The organism is Vreelandella subterranea (genome assembly GCF_900111305.1).
Classification (GTDB): domain Bacteria; phylum Pseudomonadota; class Gammaproteobacteria; order Pseudomonadales; family Halomonadaceae; genus Vreelandella; species Vreelandella subterranea.
This window is the reverse complement of the sequence record NZ_FOGS01000005.1, coordinates 212,406-235,003: the sequence shown is the minus strand read 5'-3', so window position 1 is coordinate 235,003 and position 22,598 is coordinate 212,406. Positions and strand designations below refer to the sequence as shown.

The 22,598-nt window shown below is 58.7% G+C and carries 21 protein-coding genes; all 21 read left to right on the top strand.

The window, feature by feature from the left end; all coding sequences use genetic code 11:
* The first annotated feature begins 105 nt into the window (after nucleotides 1-105).
* Nucleotides 106-1,797, top strand: a complete 1,692-nt coding sequence (locus tag BMX75_RS09470; RefSeq protein ID WP_092827370.1) for an HD domain-containing phosphohydrolase — start codon at nucleotides 106-108, stop codon at nucleotides 1,795-1,797.
* Between the two features lie 175 nt (nucleotides 1,798-1,972).
* The gene (gene fliS / locus BMX75_RS09465) at nucleotides 1,973-2,389 is read left to right on the top strand and encodes a flagellar export chaperone FliS (protein ID WP_092827368.1); all 417 of its coding nucleotides are present in this window, start codon (nucleotides 1,973-1,975) and stop codon (nucleotides 2,387-2,389) included.
* Nucleotides 2,390-2,396: 7 nt separating this feature from the next.
* Nucleotides 2,397-2,804, top strand: a complete 408-nt coding sequence (locus tag BMX75_RS09460; protein ID WP_092827366.1) for a flagellar protein FliT — start codon at nucleotides 2,397-2,399, stop codon at nucleotides 2,802-2,804.
* Nucleotides 2,801-4,108, top strand: coding sequence for a flagellar hook-length control protein FliK (gene fliK, locus BMX75_RS09455; protein WP_092827364.1), 1,308 nt, complete (start codon nucleotides 2,801-2,803; stop codon nucleotides 4,106-4,108). The genes BMX75_RS09460 and fliK overlap by 4 nt, the downstream gene beginning before the upstream one ends.
* Complete coding sequence (locus BMX75_RS09450; RefSeq protein WP_066318940.1) at nucleotides 4,095-4,385, top strand: EscU/YscU/HrcU family type III secretion system export apparatus switch protein; 291 nt, start codon at nucleotides 4,095-4,097, stop codon at nucleotides 4,383-4,385. Before fliK ends, BMX75_RS09450 begins: the two co-directional genes overlap by 14 nt.
* A 108-nt stretch (nucleotides 4,386-4,493) precedes the next feature.
* Nucleotides 4,494-4,826, top strand: a complete 333-nt coding sequence (gene flhD / locus BMX75_RS09445) for a flagellar transcriptional regulator FlhD (protein ID WP_092827362.1) — start codon at nucleotides 4,494-4,496, stop codon at nucleotides 4,824-4,826.
* The gene (flhC, locus tag BMX75_RS09440) at nucleotides 4,823-5,365 is read left to right on the top strand and encodes a flagellar transcriptional regulator FlhC (RefSeq protein WP_092827360.1); all 543 of its coding nucleotides are present in this window, start codon (nucleotides 4,823-4,825) and stop codon (nucleotides 5,363-5,365) included. Before flhD ends, flhC begins: the two co-directional genes overlap by 4 nt.
* Nucleotides 5,366-5,431: 66 nt before the next feature.
* The gene (motA, locus tag BMX75_RS09435; protein ID WP_092827358.1) at nucleotides 5,432-6,301 is read left to right on the top strand and encodes a flagellar motor stator protein MotA; all 870 of its coding nucleotides are present in this window, start codon (nucleotides 5,432-5,434) and stop codon (nucleotides 6,299-6,301) included.
* Complete coding sequence (gene motB / locus BMX75_RS09430; RefSeq protein WP_092827354.1) at nucleotides 6,298-7,278, top strand: flagellar motor protein MotB; 981 nt, start codon at nucleotides 6,298-6,300, stop codon at nucleotides 7,276-7,278. Before motA ends, motB begins: the two co-directional genes overlap by 4 nt.
* 45 nt (nucleotides 7,279-7,323) lie before the next feature.
* A complete protein-coding gene (gene cheA / locus BMX75_RS09425) occupies nucleotides 7,324-9,450 on the top strand; it encodes a chemotaxis protein CheA (protein WP_092827352.1) in 2,127 nt (708 codons plus the stop codon).
* Nucleotides 9,447-9,944, top strand: a complete 498-nt coding sequence (gene cheW / locus BMX75_RS09420) for a chemotaxis protein CheW (protein WP_092827350.1) — start codon at nucleotides 9,447-9,449, stop codon at nucleotides 9,942-9,944. Before cheA ends, cheW begins: the two co-directional genes overlap by 4 nt.
* A gap of 126 nt (nucleotides 9,945-10,070) precedes the next feature.
* Nucleotides 10,071-11,342, top strand: coding sequence for a methyl-accepting chemotaxis protein (locus BMX75_RS09415; protein ID WP_175474718.1), 1,272 nt, complete (start codon nucleotides 10,071-10,073; stop codon nucleotides 11,340-11,342).
* Between the two features lie 222 nt (nucleotides 11,343-11,564).
* Nucleotides 11,565-12,434 (top strand): CheR family methyltransferase, encoded by an 870-nt coding sequence (locus BMX75_RS09410; protein ID WP_092827440.1) that lies wholly within the window; start codon nucleotides 11,565-11,567, stop codon nucleotides 12,432-12,434.
* Between the two features lie 53 nt (nucleotides 12,435-12,487).
* Entirely contained in the window at nucleotides 12,488-13,549 is a 1,062-nt protein-coding gene (locus BMX75_RS09405; protein WP_092827348.1) for a protein-glutamate methylesterase/protein-glutamine glutaminase, read from the top strand.
* 38 nt (nucleotides 13,550-13,587) lie between these two features.
* A complete protein-coding gene (locus BMX75_RS09400) occupies nucleotides 13,588-15,285 on the top strand; it encodes a methyl-accepting chemotaxis protein (RefSeq protein ID WP_092827346.1) in 1,698 nt (565 codons plus the stop codon).
* Nucleotides 15,286-15,313: 28 nt separating this feature from the next.
* Nucleotides 15,314-15,703 carry a chemotaxis response regulator CheY gene (gene cheY / locus BMX75_RS09395; protein ID WP_092827344.1) on the top strand — a complete coding sequence of 130 codons (390 nt, stop codon included), beginning with the start codon at nucleotides 15,314-15,316 and terminating at the stop codon, nucleotides 15,701-15,703.
* Nucleotides 15,704-15,745: 42 nt separating this feature from the next.
* Nucleotides 15,746-16,441 (top strand): protein phosphatase CheZ, encoded by a 696-nt coding sequence (gene cheZ, locus BMX75_RS09390; RefSeq protein WP_092827342.1) that lies wholly within the window; start codon nucleotides 15,746-15,748, stop codon nucleotides 16,439-16,441.
* A gap of 99 nt (nucleotides 16,442-16,540) precedes the next feature.
* Nucleotides 16,541-17,707, top strand: coding sequence for a flagellar biosynthesis protein FlhB (gene flhB / locus BMX75_RS09385; protein ID WP_092827340.1), 1,167 nt, complete (start codon nucleotides 16,541-16,543; stop codon nucleotides 17,705-17,707).
* Nucleotides 17,704-19,785 carry a flagellar biosynthesis protein FlhA gene (gene flhA, locus BMX75_RS09380; protein ID WP_092827338.1) on the top strand — a complete coding sequence of 694 codons (2,082 nt, stop codon included), beginning with the start codon at nucleotides 17,704-17,706 and terminating at the stop codon, nucleotides 19,783-19,785. Before flhB ends, flhA begins: the two co-directional genes overlap by 4 nt.
* Before the next feature lie 39 nt (nucleotides 19,786-19,824).
* Entirely contained in the window at nucleotides 19,825-21,990 is a 2,166-nt protein-coding gene (gene flhF / locus BMX75_RS09375; RefSeq protein ID WP_092827336.1) for a flagellar biosynthesis GTPase FlhF, read from the top strand.
* Nucleotides 21,987-22,544, top strand: a complete 558-nt coding sequence (locus BMX75_RS09370; RefSeq protein ID WP_092827334.1) for a hypothetical protein — start codon at nucleotides 21,987-21,989, stop codon at nucleotides 22,542-22,544. Before flhF ends, BMX75_RS09370 begins: the two co-directional genes overlap by 4 nt.
* Nucleotides 22,545-22,598: the final 54 nt, after the last annotated feature.

The following is a 22,598-nucleotide window of genomic DNA, read 5'->3' as shown; positions in this document are numbered from 1 at the left end:
ACCTTGCATGGAGTGAGAGTGGCGCATCCTGGTTGTCGTCAGCTTCTGGTATCGTGTAGCGCTTTGCGCGTAGTCCGTTGAGACAATGGGAGAGGTGAGGAGAGCATGGTGGCCCTTGAGGAAGAGTATGAGCGAGTCGAAAACCCGGTAGCGGTAGCGTCGCTGTTGGATTCGTTAGTGGAAAGCGGCGGCGCGTCGCTTTGCCTGGAGGATGATGGTGGGCGGCCGGAGCCGGTCGTGCTGATGGAGCAGCATCCGGGCGAAACGCTGGTATTGGACCTTTCGTCGGTAGATTACCTGCTCGGTCGCCTTCAGCAGGGGGTGGCTTTTTATCTGGTGGGGGAGACGCAGGGAAAGGTGCTGCGCACGCCGTTGCTGTCGTTGACTGAAACCCGCCGCTCTGGCGGTCGTTTTCTGTGCTGCAGTGATTATCCAGCGTACCTGGACGTGCTTCAGCGGCGCGAGGCGTTTCGTGCGGAACTGCGCATCGGTATGCCGGTAGCTGCCAGCGTCAGCATGCCCGGGCATGAGGCGATTCATGGCGAATTGCGCGACTTGTCCCAGCAGGGGTGTCAGCTGGAGCTGCCCATGACGGCAAGCGGCATGCTGGCAACCGCTGAGGGGCCATTGGATATTGCCTTTGAATTTCCCGACGGCACCCACTTTGCGATTCAGGCCTCGGGCCGCCATCAACGACCGGACCCGGATCGAAACTTGCTGCGCGTCGGGTTTTATTTCGGTTCCTGCAGTGCCGATCAGGAACGTCAGATCTGGTATTTCGTCTGTGAGATCGAGCGCGAGTCGGCCCGTTATGCCAAGGAGGATCGGGAGGGTCGCCAGCCATCGCCACTGTTTACCTCGCCTGCTGGTCGAGTAGGCGCCGGCGAGCATGTCGGGCGGCGCGACCTGAAGCGCTATGCCACCCCCATGGCCCGCCGCCTGGTCAAGGTTGCCGCCTTTCTTGATGGGCAGATGCTGGCGCTGCAGCAAGGCAGTGATATCGACTCGCGCCAGCTTTCCCTGTACGCCGATCGGCTGATGGATCTGCATGAAGAGGATCGTGAATCGCTGCTTTTCGCTTGTCGATGCCTTTCGCCCGAACCGCTGCTGGTCCGTCATGGCATCGCCGTGGCAGTTCACTTGCTGGATTTGGTCGGCGCGGGTATGCCTCGTGACGTGCGCAAGGCTGTCGTGGCCAGCGGCCTGGTTCATGATCTGGGCAAGGCGCTGGTGCCTCAGGTGTTGTTCAAGGCGGCTCACTTCGAGGCGACGCACCGCCAGACATTAAGCGAACACGTTTCGCTTGTGTTAGAGCGACTCGACAGTTGCCAGTGGCTGTCTCGTGGCGTTGCGTCTGCCGTGATCAGCGGTATCAACGAGCGCATGGACGGTAGCGGCTACCCGGATGGTGTGTCGGGAGAATCATTGAACGAGCTTGCCAAGGCCAGTGCCATCGTGGGTGTCGCGGAAGCCCTGCGGCGTGACCGAAGTGATCGTCCCGCGAAAACTGCGCAGCAGATTTACCGCCACCTGTTGACTCATTCCCACCAGTTTGACCCTCATTGGATAAAGCGTTACGTCGAACATTTCAAGGCCTTGCCGGTCGGTGCGTTGGTGCGCTTTTCCGGTGAGCAGCTGGCGTGGGTGTTGCGTATTGATGAACAGGGTAACCTCACGGAGGTGCAGTTGGCGGCGTCAGCGAGTGCGCCGATGCGCGATAATCTGGGTGAGACGATACGCGGAAATGTTGTCGAGAAGCTGGGGCGTCCGGTTGGCGAAGTGGCCGTATCGACATAGCGATGACGTTGGTAGAAGTGGGCGAAGACCTGGCGAAGAAAAACCCCTTGAAGCATTAAAGTCGCTATGTCACTCGCCGATAATCATTAAAGGCAGGCGTTGACAGCGATATGCTTGCCAGCAATTTGCTTAGTGGCGACCGCATCCGGTCGCCACGCGATGAGGAGTATCACCTATGACATACTCGCGCGGTGCAGCCGCCTATGGTCGAGGAGCCAGTGCGTATGCAAGGGTTGGCGTTGAAAGCGGCGTGATGTCGGCTGACCCCCATCAGCTGATCGTTATGTTGTTCGACGGCGCGCAAGCCGCTATTCGCGCAGCCCGTATCCATATGCAATCGGACAACTCAGCTGAAAAGGGGCGGTCCATTTCGAAAGCGCTCGATATCGTCAACAATGGCTTGGCGGCGGCACTCGACCGCGAGAAAGGCGGCGATATCGCAGAGCAGCTAGGCACCTTGTACAGCTATATTGCACGCCTGTTGTTGACGGCTAATCTGCGCAATGACGAAGCGAGCCTGGATGAAGCCGAGCGGCTGCTTGAGGACATTGCCTCTGCATGGCGCGAAATTGGCCAACAGCAATCTGCATGAGGCACTAATGGCGGCTTCCACCACGACGAGAGATGACGCGCAGCAAACGCTCATTGACACCTATGCGGCGCTACTCGACAGCGTCATGCATATGCACGAACTGGCCGATAAGGATCAGTGGGCAGAATTGATTGACCAGCGGACCCACTACGTCCTGCTGGTTGAAAAGTTGCGCGAGCTGGATGCCTCGGTGACGCTCGAGCCTTCCGCGCAGCAGCGTAAAGCAGAGCTTCTGGAAGCGATTCTGGAGCAGGACGTGGAGATCCGTCGGCAGCTTATTGCCCGTCGTGATGAGTTGGGGCGGTTGATCAATGTATCCCAACGTCAGCGCAACCTGCACCGCGCCTATGCCCCCCAGCAGGCAAGAGGCCATGCGTTTGGGGGTAATGATGATCAGGCGCCGAGGTCGTCGTGAGTACCATTAACCCGCTGATCGATACCCTGCTTCATCAAGTGTTGGGGCGTCGGGGCGATGTGTCCAGTCAGCGGTTAATGGATCAGCCGATCAAGCCAGTAGTGCCGGGTGAAGGACCGCGTGCCCTGATGGGGGATGCGCGGCTGGATGGTCGTGACGCAGCCTCAACGGCGCTACGCGACACGGCGCTAAGGGATATGCGAGGGCTGCCCCCCCAGCTAGACGGTGGACGACAGCCTCAGCGAGGTGATGCACCGGCATTGCCGCCTGGGTCAACCCAGACGCATTTTAGTCCCGCGGCACGCAGTATTGCGGACGTATTGCTGCGCTTTCCAGCGCCGCCTACCGTCATGCGTGCCGAAGCGCCGTTGATGAATACGGCTGAATCGCCGTCATCGACACAGTTGGCAACGCGGCTCGAAGCCAGTGTGCGGGACAGTGGCCTGTTTTACGAGGCACATCTCAAGCGCTGGTTTCAGGGTGAGGCCAGTCGGCAGCAGTTATTGAGAGAGCCGCAAATGCAGCCTGGCCCGCGAGCCTCAGTGCCATCACCTCTGGCGTCGACGGCACCGGGGGCTGGGGTGGCGCCTCAAGCTGGAGGCAGCGGCATGACCCCATCGGGGATGCTGCCCAGCGGTACCTCGCCACTGCTGGTGGCGTCGCCGGGTAACGCGTCAATATTGCCCAATACGCCGTTAACGCCCGCCCCGAATGAGTCTGCGGCAGCGCGAGTATCGCCAGCCAATACGCTGCCTACCGCTCAGCCGTCGGCGGGAAATGCAGGCACGTTCAGCACGGCTGAACTCGCCACTCAGGCAAAAGAGTCGCAGCAGGCCAACATTGATGCGCGTCTGGCCCGGGATACGCCTGACATCATGCCCAATCGCCAACCACGCGAAGTGGTGCATGAAAGTCTGCAAAGCTTGGTGCGCCAGCAGCTTGAAATGCTGGTGACGCCCACGATTCGCTGGGAAGGTGACGTGTGGGCAGGTATTTTTATGGCGCTGGCGATTAATCTGCCGACACGCGGGCAGCATCAGGAAGACGGTGAAGAGGAGCGAGCGTCTGATGACAGCTGGCAGTCCGATATGCAGCTTGATGTGCCTGGCTTTGGCGCTTTCAGCGTGTCGCTGCGACTTTATCGAGGTGTGTTGAGCATTGATTTAACCACCAGTGAGGCGCCAGTGCATCAGCGCCTGGAGGCTGGCGTGCCTGCGCTTGAGTCGCGCCTGGAGGCGCTGGATCTGCGCAAGGTTCAGGTGCGCGCACGCTACGTCGAGGAGGCCCCGGATGTCTTCAGATGAATCGCGGCGTCAAGCGGTAGCGTTGGCCTATCAGGACCACGAGCGAGCGCCGCGGGTGGTGGCCAAGGGGTATGGCGATCTGGCCGAACGCATCATGGCCGAGGCACAGCGTCAGGGGATTTATGTGCATGATGCGCCGGAGCTTGTCGCGCTTTTGATGCAACTGGATTTGGATGCAGAGATTCCTGCCAACCTGTATCAGGTAATTGCCGAGCTGTTGGTATGGGTATTTGAATTGTCGGAGGCTGGTCTACACAAGCGTGAGAAGGCTGAGTAGCCAATGTAAACGCGGTATGCAACCATGATGTTTGGATTAGTATCAAAACATCACTCATGGCGCCAGTACCACCCTAAAAGAGGCGTCAGCATCGTCCGATAGGCCACTATGAGTCAAACCAGCTTTCTCGATGAAATACAGGAAATCAATTTAGCGTACTTGCTGCTCGCACAGCGCTTGTTGAGTGAAGATCGGGAGGCCGCCATGTTCCGTCTGAAAATCGACGGAGAGGTGGCGGATCTTATCTTATCGCTCAACGCTCGGCAGCTCACGAAGCTGTCGCGGACCAACCAGTTGATTTGCCGGTTCGGTCAGGCAAGCATTGAGCGACTGAAGCAGGTGACCGCCAATCCGCGTGATCAAGGCCTCGCCAGTCTGCATGCGTCACTACTGCTGGCTGGCGAGGAATACGAGTCGATGCCGCCGGAGGACAGCACGTGAGTCAAAAAAGCTTGGTAGACGAAATGCACCAGGTGCAGCTCGCTATTGAGCTGATTGAACTTGGAGCAAGGCTGCAGGTACTGGAGACAGAGACAGAGCTTAGCCGCACACGTCTCATCAAGCTGTACAAAGAGGTAAGAGGGATGTCGCCGCCTAAGGGCATGCTGCCTTTTTCGACCGACTGGTTCATCACCTGGCTGCCCAACATCCACTCGTCCTTGTTTTACAACATTTATACCAGTTTGGTGGAAGAAGCTGACTGTGAGCGCATTGATGCCTTCGTGAAGGCCTATCGGCTATACGGCGAGCAGATTGATGTTGAGGGGGTAGAGCCGGTTTTGGGGCTGACACGCGCCTGGACGCTGGTACGTTTCTTTGAGAGCGATTTGCTCCAGCTGACGCCGTGTACCCGTTGCGGTGGTCGCTTTGTTGCTCACGCCCATAACCCGATGCACGACTATGTTTGCGGCATTTGCCAACCGCCATCCCGGGCAGGCAAAACGCGGCAGATGTGTAAATCGCCATCAAACACTAAATGATTTTAAGACGTAACGGGTCACCGCTGGTTCCGTTATAGACCATTGAAATAGCGAAGGACACTGCCTGTGCTGATCCTCTTAGGTTACATCGTTGTATTATTTTCGGTATTTGGTGGCTACGTGCTGGCAGGGGGTAGCTTGGGCCCCCTTTTTCAGCCACTTGAGCTTTTAATGATTGGTGGTGCTGGTGTTGGGGCCTTTCTTGCCTCCAACAACGGCAAGGCCATCAAGGCCACCTTTAAAATCATGCCTAAGCTGAAGCGTACCAAAAAGTATAACAAGACGATGTACATGGAGCTGATGGCGCTGCAGTACAAGCTGCTTTCCAAGGTTCGCCGTGAAGGCATGCTGGGGATTGAGCGGGATATCGACAATCCTCAGGAAAGCCCGTTGTTTCAGGAACACCCCACGGTGTTGGCGGACCCGCACATCATGAATTTCCTCACCGACTACCTGCGCCTGATGGTCAGCGGCGGCATGGAGCCCATGGAAATCGATGAGCTGATGCTGCATGAAATCGAGGCATTCGAGCAGGAAGCCCACATTCCCATCGACGCGATTGCCAAAGTCGGCGATGCAATGCCTGCCTTTGGCATTGTGGCGGCGGTAATGGGCGTAGTGAAAGCATTGACCTACGCCGATGCGGGGCCAGACCAGATGGGGGAGATGATCGCCCACGCGCTGGTAGGCACCTTCCTGGGCATTCTGCTGGGTTACGGGTTTATCAGTCCGATATCCAGCACGATCAGTCGACAGGCGAAAGAAGCGGAAAAAATGCTTCAGTGCGTTCGCGTGACGCTTTTGGCCAGCCTGCACGGCTACGCGCCTCAACTGGCGGTGGAGTTTGGCAGGAAGGCATTACACAGTACTGAGCGTCCCACATTTAACGAGCTGGAAGATTACGTACGCGACGCGAAAAAGGCTGGTAGTGCATGAGTACGGCGGGAGATAAGCGGCCGATCATTATTCGGCGCAAGAAAGTCGTACATGCGCACCATGGTGGCGCATGGAAAATAGCCCTTGCCGACTTCATGACGGCGCTGATGGCGTTGTTCCTGGTGCTTTGGATACTCAGTGTGTCCAGCGACGAAGAGCGCCAAGGCGTCGCCGAATATTTCAGTACGCCGCTGACGACCGCGATTACCGGTGGTGACCGCTCCGGAAGCACGAGTGCGATTCCTGGCGGCGGCCCTGATCCGACGCATAGTGACGGCGAGCGTGCACGCATTGATTTAAGGCAGGCAACGCGTCCCAGTGAGCAAGAGCGGCGGTTTTTCATGAACGTGCAGGAGCGCATCGAGCGCGCTATCGAGCTCGATCCTGAACTACGCCAGTTGCGCTCACAGTTGCGTTTTGACCTGACGCGCGAGGGCCTGCGTATTCAAGTCCTGGATACCGAGCAGCGCCCCATGTTCGAGTTGGGCAGTGACCAGGTGGCGCCCTATATGCGTAATCTGTTGCGAACCATTGCGCCGCTGCTCAATGAGCTGCCTAACGACCTGAGTATCGGTGGTCACACGGATAACGTGCCTTATGCCGGCGGCTATCGAGGGTATAGCAACTGGGAACTGTCGAATGACCGGGCTAACGCCTCCCGCCGGGAACTGATCGCGGGAGGACTTGATCCGGGTCAACTGTTGCGTGTTTCCGGCTATGCAGACCGGGTGCTGCTGCCTGAGACTGAGCCCGATGACCCGATTAATCGGCGCATTGAACTGATCGTGCTGTTGCCTGAAATTGCCGAGGCCATCCGCAATCCGGTGGTGATGGAGACCGATGTTTCCACGGTGCTATCAGAAACCGCGGAAGACGCAAGTGGCGTACCTGACGACGCGCCACCAGTTGAAAATCCGGAGCAAGCAATAGACCCGGAACAACCAGGCTTCGAACAAGAGACAACGGGCGCCGAATAATACGCGCTTGTGCTAACACTTTGACGTGAAGGTAGGGGATGGTGCATGGATATAGCCGATTTTTTTGACACCTTTTTTGAAGAGGCAGAAGAACTGCTCGCGGACATGGAGCAGCACCTGTTAGAGCTTGATGTGGATAATCCTGACAGCGAGCAGCTCGACGCTATTTTTCGTGCCGCACATTCGATTAAAGGGGGCGCAGGCACCTTCGGATTTAGTGTTCTGCAAAACACCACCCACATCCTGGAAAATCTGCTGGATTACGCGCGTAAAGGGGAGCTAGCGCTGCGGGCTGACCTCGTTGATACATTTTTAGAGGCTAAAGACATTATGCACGAGCAATTAAATGCCTATCGCAACGAGGAAGAGCCTGACCAGGAAACGTATGAGCGAATTTGCCAAACGCTCCAGCAGATAGCCCTTGAAGAGATTGGCCAGTCCCTCGAAGCGCCCGCTGAAACAACACCATCGGCGAGCACCCCGGCTGCATCAGCTGAAGCAACGTCCGCTGATGGTTCGTCTGCGGATGACGCATCAGAGGCGAATAGCACTGGCCATTTGAAGGTGGCGCTGATCAATGTGGATGACAAGGATCGTTTCCTGCTGGTCGAAGAGCTGGAGCAACTGGGCAATATCGAGTCCCAGTCGGGCGACGACAAGCGCTATGAGGTTGTGCTTAGTGGCAGCGTCAGCGCCGACGATATTGAAGCGGTCATGTGCTTTATTATCGAGCCCGACCAGATTGATATCCAGCCGCTTGCATCTGGCGAGATGAAAACGGAGGCGCCAGCCGCGCAGCCTGAAGCCCAGCCGACTGCCGAGCAAGAAACCACGCCACCCGCGTCATCAACGGAACAAAAAGCGTCGCCATCGGCACCTGCCAAAGCCGAGACCGGCGATGGGCAGGCGAAGGGGAAAGCGAAGAAAGCCGCCCCCGAGTCCTCGTCGATACGTGTATCGGTGGACAAGGTCGACCAGATTATCAATCTCGTCGGCGAGCTGATCATCACCCAGTCGATGCTCGATCAAACGGTCAGCGATCTGGGGGATCAGACGGGTGCCAACAGCTCGCTGCAAAGCGGTATGAGCCTGTTACAGCGCAATGCCCGGGACCTGCAGGAATCGGTCATGTCGATCCGCATGATTCCCATGGAATTTGTGTTTAGCCGTTTCCCCCGGGTGGTACGTGATACCGCCGGTAAGCTGGGCAAGGAAATCGAGCTTGTCACCGAGGGCAAGTCCACCGAACTGGATAAAAGCCTGGTAGAACGAATTACCGATCCGCTCACCCACCTGGTGCGCAATAGCCTTGATCACGGCATTGAAATGCCCGATGTACGCGAGTCCATCGGCAAACCGCGCACCGGCAAGCTGACACTGGCTGCCCGGCATCAGGGTGGCAATATCCTGATCGAGGTGCGTGACGATGGCGCTGGCCTGGATCGCGACCGCCTGCTTGCCAAAGCCAGGGAAAACGGTCTGAACGTATCCGACACAATGTCGGATGAAGACGTCTACCAACTTATCTTTGCACCCGGCTTCTCCACCGCCAATGAAGTGACCGATGTATCGGGTCGTGGCGTTGGCATGGACGTGGTGAAACGCAATATCCAGGGCATGGGCGGACGCGTCGAGATCCAGTCCAAAAAAGGCGAGGGCACCGTCACGAGTATCGTGTTGCCGCTGACACTGGCTATTCTGGACGGCATGTCGATAAAAGTGGGTGGTGAAACCTTTATTCTGCCGCTTTCCACGGTGTTGGAGTCTTTGCAGCCCAATAAAGATGACATGTACGCCATGGCAGGCGACGACGTCGTTCTCAAGGTGCGTGACGAATACCTGCCGGTGATCGCCATTCACGAAGTGATGGACGTCGAAAATGCCATTACCGACCCGACGAAAAGCATCGCAGTGATCGTGCAAGGCGAGGGGCGCCGCTACGCCATGCTGGTCGACGAGCTGGTTGGCCAGCAGCAGGTCGTGGTCAAGAACCTGGAAGATAACTACCGCAAAGTGCCCGGCATCTCAGCCGCCACCATTCTCGGTGACGGCAGCGTGGCACTGATTCTGGATATTTCCGGCTTGCATCGACTGAGTCGGGCAAAAAAAGAGGCTGCAAAACCAGCCAAAACGCAAACCATGTCTTTTTACAAGGAGTCTGAACCGTCATGAGCCAAGCAAACGATAGGGCGGTCCTCGCGACTGAAGCGGATAACAGCGAATTTCTGGTGTTCTCGCTAGGTGACGAAGAGTACGCCATCGATATCCTCAAAGTTCAGGAAATTCGCGGCTACGAGAACGTTACGCGCATTGCCAACGCCCCCGACTTCATTAAAGGGGTGACCAACCTGCGCGGTGTGATCGTGCCGATCGTTGACCTGCGCATCAAGTTCCACCTTGAAAATGTCGAGTACGGCGGTCAAACCGTGGTGATCGTTGTCAACGTGGCCGACCGGATTGTGGGTATCGTGGTTGACGGCGTGTCTGACGTGATGACGCTGACACCTGACCAGATCAAGCCTGCTCCCGAGTTTGGCGTCACGCTGTCGTCTGACTTCCTGAGCGGACTCGGCAGTCTGGATGATCGCATGCTGGTGATCGTCGATATCGACAAACTGCTCACCAGCGAAGAGATGGCCTTGGTGGACGGCGCCAGCGAGAGTTAAAGAAAGTTGACGACACCCGGGAAGGGGTGTCCAGGGATCATGCGGTCAGCGCCCTCACCACAATGGAGTGAGGGGCGCTTCTGACGATAAGGAGTAGGGTAGGTGGGGCAGGTGATTCGGCAAGTAATGAATAACATGACCGTCCGGCTGAGCTGGGGACTGGTGCTGGTGACGCTATCGACGATGGTGCTGGTAGCGTGTGGTATCGGCCTGTATGCCCTCCATCATGTGGCAGATATCGTGCAAAACAGCAGTGATCTCGCCTCCCAGCAGCAGGCGTTCTCGGCGTTCGCCGAGCAAATACGCTGGAGTCTGCTGGCCGTGGTGCTGGTGACGCTCGCCACGGTAGTGGCCGTGGTCTGGGGGGTGGCTGCGAATGTGCTGCGCCCGCTGGACAACCTGGTGGGTTACTTCGAACGCATGGCAAAAGGCGATTTAAACCAGCAGATTACCTCGCCTGGTAATAACGAAATTGGTCGTTTGTACGTTGCGATGGCGCATATGCAAGCGTCGCTGTCGCAAACGGTGGGCGTCGTCCGTACCAGTGGCGCGTCAATTTTTGACCGCTCGCAACAGATCGCCAGTGGCAACAACGATCTGTCATCACGTACCGAGCAACAGGCGTCCTCATTGGAGGAAACCGCTTCCAGCATGGAGCAACTTGCCTCAACGGTCGGCCATAATGCGGATAACGCCCGCCAGGCAAGCCAACTGGCGGAAAGCGCCACCCTGACAGCACGGCGCAGCGGAGAGGAAGTTGGCGAGATCGTCGACACCATGCAGGAAATCAGCGCCAGTTCGCATCAGGTCGCCGACATCATTACGCTCATTGATAATATCGCCTTCCAGACCAATATCCTGGCGCTAAACGCGTCGGTCGAAGCGGCGCGGGCCGGCGAGCATGGCAGAGGGTTTGCTGTGGTGGCACAGGAAGTTCGCAGCCTCGCCAGCCGCAGCGCCAGTGCGGCAAAGGATATTCGAACCCTGATCGACACCTCGCTGAGCAAGGTCGATGTCGGTACCGAGCGGGTCAATCAGGCCGGTCAGACAATGCAGGACCTGGTGGCTGCCGTGCAGCGGGTCAGCGACATCATGGATGAAATTGCGGCCGCTTCTGAGGAACAGAGTAACGGTATCGGCCAGGTTAACCAGGCCGTGGCGCAAATGGATCAAGTGGTTCAGCAAAATGCCGAGCTGGTGCAACAGGCCGCATTCAGCGCCAACGAACTGGAAGACGAAGCCGGGCGACTGCGCGAAGCCGTTGAGCGTTTTCGGGTTGCCGAAGCGTTGACGCCCCCCGTGAGCAAGCCCCGCGCCGCCTCTTCATTAACCGCTCAGCCGGCCCGTTCTGCCGCGCCAGCGTCAGCCGCAACGGCGGATGAGTGGGAAGCGTTTTAAACACCAAGGACGTAATGCAAACACCGCTCAAGTCATCGGGTTTCAAGCCGATAGTATAAAAGCTGGGTGTTAATCGTACGTCGACCAGAGGCATGTCGCTCTACCGGGCGGTGTGCCTCTGGTGCCAGCAGTCGGTTATTTTTCAGACTCACCGTGTCGTGCAACCCCCCAGTTGGCTGACAAGTAGGCGGGTTAAGGTTTTGTAGAGGAGTGGCGCATATTTTGACCGAGCAACGTGAACGAGTCGACGTCGGCCAATGGGCATCCGGCAGCCAGATCGAGCGCGACCTGGAACTGACCGATGCCGACTTTACCCGTGTCCGCGAGTTGATTTACCAGCGCGCAGGCATTGTGCTGGCCGAGCATAAGCGCGAAATGGTTTATAGCCGTTTAGCGAAACGGCTACGTCACCACGGAATGACTCGGTTTGGCGACTACCTTGCGCGCCTTGAGCGTCAGCCGGATGCTAAAGAGTGGGAAGCGTTTACCAATGCGCTGACCACCAACCTCACTGCGTTTTTTCGTGAGGCCCACCACTTCCCGCTGTTAGCTGAGCATATAAAGGACAAGCAGGGGCCTGTGTCGGTGTGGTGCTCGGCCGCGTCCACCGGTGAAGAGCCTTACTCGATTGCCATGACGCTGCTGGAAACCCTGGGTGGACGGGCTTCCCAGTCCAGCGTCATCGCGACGGATATTGACACTGACGCCCTGAACAAGGCGCGCAAGGGCGTCTATCCCCAGGAACAGGTGCGCAAGCTTGAAGAAGCGCGGGTAAAGCGCTTCTTCCAGAAGGGCACCGGTAACCATCTTGGACTGGCCCGCGTGCGTCCCGAAGTATCAACGCTGGTCGAGTTCCTGCCCATGAATCTGCTGGCGCCCCAGTGGCCCGTTAAAGGCCCTTTTGACGTGATCTTTTGTCGGAACATCATGATTTATTTTGATAAGGATACACAGGCCAAAATTCTTAAACGCTTCGCGCCCCTGCTCAAACCCGACGGCCTTCTGTTTGCCGGCCATTCGGAGAACTTTTCCTACATCAGCGATGCATTCAAGTTGCGTGGGCAGACAGTTTACACCTTGGCAAACAAATAAAATGCCCACGTGCCTTGGCGCGGCAAACGGCTTGACGGATAAGGAGGCGTGCTTTGAGTGCAGCCAAAATAAAAGTGTTATGTGTTGATGATTCGGCGCTGATTCGCGATCTGCTGACGGAAATTATCAATACCCAGCCCGATATGGAAGTGGTGGCGGTAGCGCCTGACCCGATTGCCGCCCGCGATCTCATCAAGCAGCATAACCCGGATGTTCTGACGCTTGATGTTGAAATGCCGCGCATGGACGGGCTGGATTTTCTCGAACGCCTGATGCGTCTGCGCCCGATGCCGGTACTGATGGTCTCGTCGCTGACCCAAAGCGGTTCGGAAATCACCCTGCGGGCACTGGAGCTGGGTGCGCTGGACTTCGTTGCCAAGCCCAGCCTGGGTATTCGCAGCGGGATGATGGATTACGCCAACGAGATTGCCGAGAAACTACGTGCCGCGGCACGTTCGCGGCCCCGCCAGGCGCGGCATAAGAACACCCCGCCCCCTGCTCAGCTCAAAGCGCCCATGGTATCCAGTGAGAAGCTGATCATTATTGGCGCCTCTACCGGGGGTACTGAAGCGATCCGGGCAGTGTTGGAGCCACTACCGGCCAACGCGCCGGCGATTTTGATTACCCAGCATATGCCCGGCGGCTTTACCCGGTCGTTTGCGGAGCGACTGGACCGGCTATGCCGTATTACCGTCAAGGAAGCCACTGACGGAGAGCGTGTTTTGCCCGGCCACGCCTATATTGCCCCTGGGGATCAGCACCTCAAGCTGGCACGCAGCGGCGCCAACTATGTCGCCCGGCTTGACGACGGGCCACCGGTGAATCGCCACCGCCCTTCTGTGGACGTGCTGTTTCACTCTGCCGCCGACCAAGCCGGCAAAAATGCCATTGGCGTGATTCTCACCGGCATGGGCAAGGATGGAGCCGCCGGCCTGCTGGAAATGCGCCAGGCTGGATCAGCCACCATTGCCCAGAATGAAGAAAGCTGTGTGGTCTTTGGCATGCCCCGGGAGGCCATTGCCATGGGCGCGGCTGCCGAGGTCACGGCACTGGATGAGATTCCGGAGAAATTAATGTCGCTGATTGCCGCGTCGGGACGGGCACAGCGGGTATAACGACAAAAATGAGTCAGGTTTGGCTGTAAGGGAATCCAATGAACCGTTTTTTACGCAATACGAGTATTAACGTCGCCGTTATCGCGGTGCTGGTGGTATTTTTATTGGCCATTGGGGCCAATATGTTGATATTTTCGCTTTCCGGCAAGGCGACCCAAAGAACGGTAGCACTCATTGATCGCATTAATGTTGAGCAGCTCAATGAAATCAATCGCGCCGATGCCTTGTTGAGCGGTGCCATTCTTGATCTAGAGGTGGCATCCAATGAACTCATGTTGGGTCGTATCCGGCAGGCGGATGATCGGTTGGCATCCGCGCAAGACCAGATAGAGCGGTCAGAAACCCGCTTTGAAAACTTTGCGTCCGTGCCGCGTACCGACCAAGGGCAGGCGCTGGGCAATGAAATCGAACGTTTGTTTGAAGCGCTATACGACAATGCCCGCGCTCGACTAGAAGCACTTGATGCGATGGACACGACAGGCTTCAATGCGCTTCGTGAGGAGTCCCAGCCCGTCTCAGAAGCACAAGAAGCGGCGCTTACCGAGTTTGTTCGTTACGCAGGTGAGCGCGGCGATCAAGCGGAGCAAGAGCTGGACGACATCAATAACTTTTATACCATGCTTGAATGGATATTGCTGGGCATCGTCTTGCTATTGGCCTTGTTGATTTACCTTGGCCTGCGCAGGGTCGTGATCAGGCCCCTGAACCAGGCAGTCGTTCAGCTCAACACCATAGCCGACGCAGATCTCACCACGACGATCCCCAGCGGCGGCAAAAACGAAATTGGCCAGCTTTATACCGCGATGCAGCGGATGCAGAACAGCCTCAACGATATCGTCGCGCGGGTGCGTGAAGGGAGCCGCGAAATTCACCACGGCACCCGTGAAATTGCCAGTGGCAATGCCGACCTGTCATCGCGTACCGAAGAGCAGGCGGCTTCCATCGAAGAGACTGCTTCCAGCATGGAAGAGATGACCGCGACGGTGAAGCAGAATGCCGATAACGCCCGTCAGGCAAGCACGTTGGCTGCGGATGCGTCGTCCACGGCGGAGCGCGGCGGTGAGGTGGTGCAGCAGGTGGTGACCACCATGCACGGAATTTCCAGCAGTTCGCAAAAGGTCTCGGATATCACTAGCGTGATCGATTCGATCGCCTTTCAGACCAATATCCTGGCCCTCAATGCGTCGGTTGAAGCAGCCCGTGCCGGTGAGCAAGGTCGAGGCTTTGCTGTGGTGGCCGGGGAAGTGCGCAACCTCGCCAGCCGTAGTGCCGATGCCGCCAAGGAGATCAAGGCGCTGATCGATGACTCGGTGACCCAGATTCAACAGGGCTCTAACCTCGTTGAACAGGCCGGGACCACCATGTCCGACGTGGTGACGTCGGTACGCCGTGTTACCGACATCATGGATGAAATCTCGGCTGCGTCTCAGGAGCAGAGCGACGGCATCGAACAAGTCAGCCAAGCGGTCGGCCAGATGGATCAGGTGACCCAGCAGAATGCTTCCCTGGTGCAACAGGCCACCGCCGCGGCGTCGTCACTGGAAGAACAGGCCAATCGCCTTGAAGAAGCGGTGGCGGTATTTAAACTGGTGGGCATGCAGGTGACCCATCAGCAACAATCACGGCAGGCAAGTGCAAGTTCAGCCCCCAAAGCGGTGGCCGCCCAAACACCATCGACTCCCCCCAACCGTTCAGTGTCCTCAACCAGTGGACACGACGACTGGGAAGAATTTTAACCAGCCCCGATTGATAAGAGGATGACCCATGGCAGATAAGAACATGAGCTTTTTGGTGGTGGACGACTTCCCCACGATGCGCCGTATTGTACGCAGCCTATTGAAAGAGCTCGGCTTTACCAACGTCGACGAAGCGGAAGATGGCCAGGATGCCCTGAACAAGCTTCGCGCCGGCGGTTTTGAGTTTGTGGTGTCTGATTGGAACATGCCCAATCTGGATGGCCTCGAGATGCTCAAGGAAATCCGTCAGGATGAGGCCCTCAAGGACCTGCCGGTTTTGATGGTGACGGCGGAAGCCAAGAAAGAAAATATCATCGCCGCGGCTCAGGCGGGCGCTAATGGTTACGTTGTGAAACCGTTTACGGCCGCGACGCTGGAAGAAAAGCTCAATAAGATCTTTGAGAAATTGGGTAAGTAACGCGGCGAGGCCTGCGGGCCGGGATTACGAGGAGAGAACACCATGAGCCAGAATGAACAGTCCGGTTCTACCCAATTGTCCGAAGAGGCCGCCGAAGACCTTATTCATCGTGTCGGTAAGCTGACCCGCATGCTGAGGGACAACATGCGCGAGCTGGGGCTGGATAAGGAAATCGAGAAGGCGGCGGAAGCCATTCCAGATGCACGCGACCGTTTGCATTACGTCGCCACCATGACCGAGCAGGCGGCAGACCGCTCATTGAATGCCATTGATCGTGCTCAACCACTTCAGGATCAGCTTAGCGATCAGGCCGAAGCACTGGATAAGCGCTGGGCAGAGTGGTTTGAAGCACCCAAGGAGCTGGACGACGCTAAAGCGCTGGTCAAAGAGACGCGTGGCTATCTGGGAAGCGTGCCGGATATGGCGGCGGCGACCAATAAAGAGCTGATGGAAATCATGATGGCACAGGATTTCCAGGACCTTACCGGTCAGGTCATCAAGAAGATGATGGACGTCATCCGCGAGATCGAACATCAGCTGGTTCAGGTGCTCATTGACAACGTTCCGGGTGCACAGGCACGAGAAACGATGCAACGCAAGGCCGAAGATCAGTGGAAAAACGAGAATGCACGGCGTAACGAAGACCTTTTGAATGGGCCTCAAGTGAAGGACAATGCACCTGATATCGTGACCGGGCAGGATCAGGTCGACGATCTGTTGGACGAATTGGGCTTCTAACGCACGCAGTGAACCCTTGCTCGGGCTCGTTTCGCTCAGCCGTCCCTAGGGGCGGCTTTTCCTGTTTAGCCGCGATAAATTACCTGGCCGGGTGACCGCATGGCAGAAGACGACAGCGACCAGGAAAAGACCGAAGAGGCCACGCCCCGACGACTGGAAAAGGCGCGTGAAGAAGGGCAGGTACCCCGCTCGCGGGAGCTGACCACCTTTCTGGTGCTCTTGGGCGGGGTGATTGGCCTCTGGACCATGGGGCAAATGCTCTATAATCAGCTTGGCATGGTGATGGAGCAGGCGTTTCTATTTGAGCGCCGCCACGCCATGGAAGGTTTGCCGATGGTCACCCATGCCATCGACCTCGGCAGGCGCACACTGTTTGCAATGATGCCGCTGTTTTTACTGCTGACGTTGATCGCACTGGTGGCCCCCTCGCTGCTGGGCGGTTTTTTGATTTCAGGCAAGTCGATGCAGCCCAAGTTGTCCAAGCTGAACCCGATAGCGGGTATAAAACGCATTTTTTCTACCCAGGCACTGATCGAGCTGGCCAAGGCGATCGCCAAGTCACTGCTGGTCGGCGGTGTGGGGGGGACGTTTTTATACCTGAATGTGGGCAAGTTCATGTCACTGATGAACCAGCCCATTCAGCAGGCGCTGGCCAGCGCCTTGACCATGGCGGCCCAGGCGGCGGGTTTGATGGTCCTGGCGTTGATCGTGGTGATTTTGATTGATGTGCCCTTCCAGCTGTGGAGCAATGCCAAGAAGCTGCGCATGAGCCAGGAAGAAGTCAAGCGCGAGCACAAGGAATCAGAAGGCGACCCCCAGGTGAAGGCCCGTATTCGTCAACAGCAGCAGGCCATGGCGCGGGGCCGTATGATGAGCAAGGTGCCGGAGGCAGACGTCATCATTACCAATCCGACCCATTACGCGGTGGCGCTGTCGTACCAGGAGGGCCAGATGGGCGCGCCACGCCTGGTGGCGAAAGGCGCCGATGCGGTGGCCGACCGCATCCGTGAAATTGCCAACGAGGCGGAAGTGCCACGATTAGAAGCAGCACCGCTGGCCCGGGCGCTGTATCATCATGTCGACCTGGACGCCGAAATACCGGCAAATCTATATACGGCCGTGGCCGAGGTCATGGCCTGGGCATATCGCTTGAAAAACGTAGCGCAACAAGGAGGCGAAGTGCCGCCTACCCCCGATAATCTGCCGGTGCCCCCGGAAATGGAAACCCCCGGGCGTGGTGCCGGCGGCGATGAGGCCCCAACATGAAAGGCTTTACCCAACTAATGAGTCGGCGCGACTGGGTGAGCGACGTCAAGGTCCAGTTGCTCGCCGGGCCACTGCTGATCCTGATGATTCTGGGCATGATGATCGTGCCCATGCCGCCGTTTGCGCTGGATTTGCTGTTTACCTTCAATATCGCCATGGCCGTCATGGTGCTGATGGTCAGCATGTTTGCCCAAAAGCCCCTCGACTTTGCCGCCTTCCCCGCCGTGCTGCTGTTTACCACGCTGCTGCGTTTATCTTTGAACGTGGCATCAACCCGCGTGGTGCTGATGGAAGGGCACCAGGGCGGTGCCGCCGCCGGCAAGGTGATCGAGGCCTTTGGGGCGTTTCTGGTCGGCGGTAATTTTGCCGTGGGCCTGGTGGTCTTTCTGATTCTGGTGATCATCAATTTCATGGTGATCACCAAAGGTGCGGGGCGTATTGCCGAAGTGGGGGCTCGCTTCACGCTGGACGCCATGCCCGGCAAGCAGATGGCCATCGACGCCGACCTCAATGCAGGGCTGATCGGCGAGGAGGACGCCAAGAACCGGCGTGCGGAAATTGCTCAGGAAGCCGACTTTTACGGCTCGATGGATGGTGCCAGCAAGTTCGTACGTGGCGACGCCGTGGCGGGCCTGGTGATCATGGTCGTCAACATCATTGGCGGCCTGATGATCGGCATGCTGCAGCACGATATGAGCTTTGGCGATGCCGGTCGCAGCTATATGTTGCTGGCCATTGGCGATGGTCTGGTCGCCCAAATTCCCGCCCTGGTTATTTCCACGGCCGCCGGTGTGACGGTGTCGCGGGTCAACACTGATCAGGATGTTGGTCAGCAGATGATCAGCCAGCTGTTCATCAATCCCCAGGTGATGATCCTGGCCGCGATGGTCATGGGCCTGCTGGGTATCGTGCCGGGCATGCCCAACATGGTCTTCCTGCTGTTTACCCTGCTGCTCGCCGGGCTGGCCTGGTTCATCATGCGCCGCCAGGAGCAGGCGCTGGTCAAGGAGGAAATTGCCGCCGCACCACCGCCGACCCAGGAGGCACCTGAGGCCAGTTGGGAAGATGTCCAGCTGGTCGATACGCTCGGCCTGGAAGTTGGGCATCGTCTGATTCCGCTGGTGGACTCACGTCAAAAAGGCGAGTTGCTGGCGCGGATCAAAAGCGTACGTAAAAAGTTTGCCCAGGAAGTCGGTTTTCTGCCCCCGGTGGTGCATATACGCGATAACCTGGAGCTGTCGCCCAACGCCTATGTGCTGTCAATGAAAGGCGCCGAAATTGGCCGCGCCGAGGCGTACCCGGGCAAGTGGCTGGCGATCAACCCGGGGCAGGTGTCGGGGGAACTGCAGGGCACATCAACCGAAGACCCCGCCTTTGGCTTGCCCGCAGTGTGGATTGATTCCAGCCAGCGCGAGCATGCCCAGGTCTACGGCTACACCGTCGTCGACGCCAGCACGGTGATTGCCACGCATCTCAATCACTTATTGCACCGCCACTCGCCGGAAATGCTCGGCCGCCAGGAGGTTCAGAAGCTGCTGGACAAGCTGGGCAGCGAGCAGAAGTCGCTGGTGGAAGAGGTCGTACCCAAGGCCATTTCCCTCACGGTGCTGCAGCGTATCCTGCAAAATCTGCTGGATGAAGACGTGTCTATTCGCGACATGCGCACCATCCTTGATACCCTGGCCGAGTACGCAGGCCAGCAGCAGGACGCCAACGAACTCACTGCGCTGGTGCGTGTGGCCCTGGGCCGGGCGATTACCCAGCAGTGGTTTGCCGGTCAGGAAACCCTGAACGTGATGGGCCTGGATGCTCAGCTAGAGCAGGTGCTGGTGCAGGCGATGAACGGTAACGGGGCGATGGAGCCAGGGCTTGCCGAAACGCTGATGACGCAGGCCCAGCAGGCACTGGAGCGCCACGAAAGCAGTGGTGAACCGCCGGTACTGGTGGTTCAGCATTCCCTGCGTGCGGTGCTGTCGAGGTTCCTGCGCCGCCGCTTGCGTCACATGGCCGTTCTGTCCCAGGCTGAGATACCCGATGACCGCACGCTGCGGGTAACCACTGTGGTAGGGGGACGCTGATGCCAGCGTCGCTATTTGACTCACGGCCAGGGGTAGTACATGAGTGTTAGACGTTTCGTGGGCGACAACAGTCGCGATGTGATGCGCCAGGTGCGCGAAGCACTGGGCGAAGACGCTCTGATCGTGGCCAACCGTCGCACTGAAGGCGGCGTCGAAATCCTCGCCATGGCCGACGAAGCCGTCGATCATTTCGAACCTTCGCCCGCCAACGAGCCACCAGCGGCGCCGAAGGATCCGCTGGAGTCAATGAGTGAGCGCTTACTACGCGAAATGCAGGATATGCGCTCGCTGCTCGCTTCCCAACAAGGCGACCGCCGCACAACACCCACTGACTCGACCGCCAGCGGCCCAGAGCGCTGGCGGCAGCTGCTTTGCGGCGTCGGTTTCAGCCGCGAGCTTGCTGACGACATCCTGATGGATCTGCCAGGCGACCTGGCGACGCAAAGCGCGGATAGCGAACAGGCCTTGGCATGGTTGCGCCAACGGCTGATGGCACGCCTGGCCGTGCTCCAGGACGAGCCCGAATTTTTCGATCAAACGGGCATTGTCGCTCTGGTTGGGCCCACCGGGGTCGGCAAGACGACCACGACCGCCAAGCTCGCAGCCCGCTTTGTCATGCGCCACGGGACCCGCCCCGTCGCCCTGGTGACCACCGACAGCTTTCGTATCGGGGCTCATGAGCAGCTGCGCATCTACGCGCGGCTGCTGGATATCCCGATGTACGCGCTGGACGCGGAGCAACCCATCGACGACCTGCTGAGTCGTTTGCAGGGCAAGCAGTGGGTCATCATCGATACCGTGGGCATGAGCCAGCGCGACCAGCGGGTGATCGAGCAGATCGCCCATTTACGGGGCGGCCGCTCCAACGTCAGGCTGGTGTTGCTACTCAATGCCGCCAGCCAGCCTGAAACGCTTGAAGAAGTGGTGCTGCGCTATCGCCAGGCCGCCCGTGCGGCGGGTGCCGAACTGGATGACTGCATCATCACCAAACAGGACGAAGCAGGGCGCTTGGCACCCATCCTGGATATTGTCATGCGCCATGGCATGCGCGTGCTGTTTGGCTCCTATGGTCAGCAGGTCCCCGAAGATATGGCGGTGGCGGACCCTGCTGCGCTGGTCGACCAGGCGCTGAATGCCGACGCCGCCGGGGCAGGCAATACGTCGCCACCCGCGGCACCGATCAGCATGCCCCGCTGGTCGCGGGATGTGCTGGGCCAGGGGCGCCGTCTGTCGTCGCTGTTTGCGCGCCTGCGCGAGCGGATGGTGGGCTTTGAGCGCCTTGAAGGCGTCTGGGATATCGCCAACCTGCCCAGCGTGTTGCAGGATCAGCGCCTGGACGAGTTGCTGGAGGGGTACCCGCCGCCCCAGCGCATGCTGGGGATGGCCTGGTCGCCCCGCCGCAACGAGCGCGGCTGTGACTGGGCGATGCCGGATATAGGGCTGGATGCCGAGGGCGCCTGGATGGCGCTGCCCTGGCTGCAGCACCGCCAACCTGCTGGCTGGCAGCCGCGCATGGCCACCTTCAGCGAGCGCGATGGTGTCGTCGTGCACCTGCTGCCAGCGTTACCCGATAGCGAGGCGCTGACCTGGCTGGAGCGCCAATACCTGACCTGGGTCAGCCTGGCACCCCCGGCACTCAGGGTAAACTTGCACGGCGAACGCTATGCGCTGCGCCAGCTGTTTGCCGAAAGTACGCTCAACCACCGCGTCAATGTGCGTTTCCGTGGCCAGCCGATGGCTCTGTGGACGGCCTATGCCGAAGTCACCGACCAGGAGGGGCGGGCGCTGCTGGCGTGGTATGGCGAAGTGCGCGACCCCGAAAGTGCCAAGGTGGTCACCCGCCGTTACTGGCTCACCCCCGCGCGGTTGGGCAACGAGGTGCTGAGCCTGCTGGTAACCCAGCTGCAGAGTGAAGGCCTGGCGGCGTTGACCCGGCGTGCCTGGCAGCAACTGAAAGACGCCGATAGCGGCGAAGTAAGCCCTGAAGTGCGCCTCTTGATGGCCAGCGGTATTGCCGCCATTGCCGGGCACCTTGATTGCGCCGAGGACGAGGCCGCCAGCGGATTGCACGGTGATGTGCTGAACCTGTTAAGCAGCCGCCGCCGTCGGCGCGATACGGCATTGCTGGATGCGCTGGTGTACGCCTTTATGGCCCGTGATGCGATCCGCCAGCTGGGTAGCGTTAATCGAGAGGGCCTGGCATGAGTGCACAAGACCAAGCCGCTGGACTACGCAAGTGGGCGGATCTACAGCGTCAGCAGCGGGGTGATGAAGCGCCTCCCGAGGTAACGGAATCACCCGGGCCGATGACCTACCGCTCACCGGTGGTGCCCAGCGCGGCGGCCATGGAGCCGCCTGTCACACCGCCCAAGCCCAAAACGCCGTTAATGGTCACTGGGCTGCCGGATGATGGGCCGATAGAGGTGCGCAAGGTCAGCGCGCGTCTTGGCCAGTGGGCCGCGCTAGGCCGGGCCTGGGCCGGGGATCCGGCCGACTGGGATATTCGGATCGTGATGCCGGATGCGCCAGAGCTGGCGACACTCAGTCAGCAACACCGTCGCTGGGCGCTGTGGGTCAACAGCGATGCCGATGCGTTTGGACGCATGTATCATCTACTCAAACAGCTGAGGCAGCATAACGGGCCGCAACGCCTGCTGGCTCTGCATGAACCCCACCTGCCCAGGCAAGGCCTGTTGGCCAACCTGCAGCAAGCGGCTGGGGACTATCTGGGTATCGAGTTGCTGTTGCTGGCCCGTTGATGCAGTGAACGTCGGTAAAGCGTCTAATAATCGGGGTTAATCCGCTCATGAGAA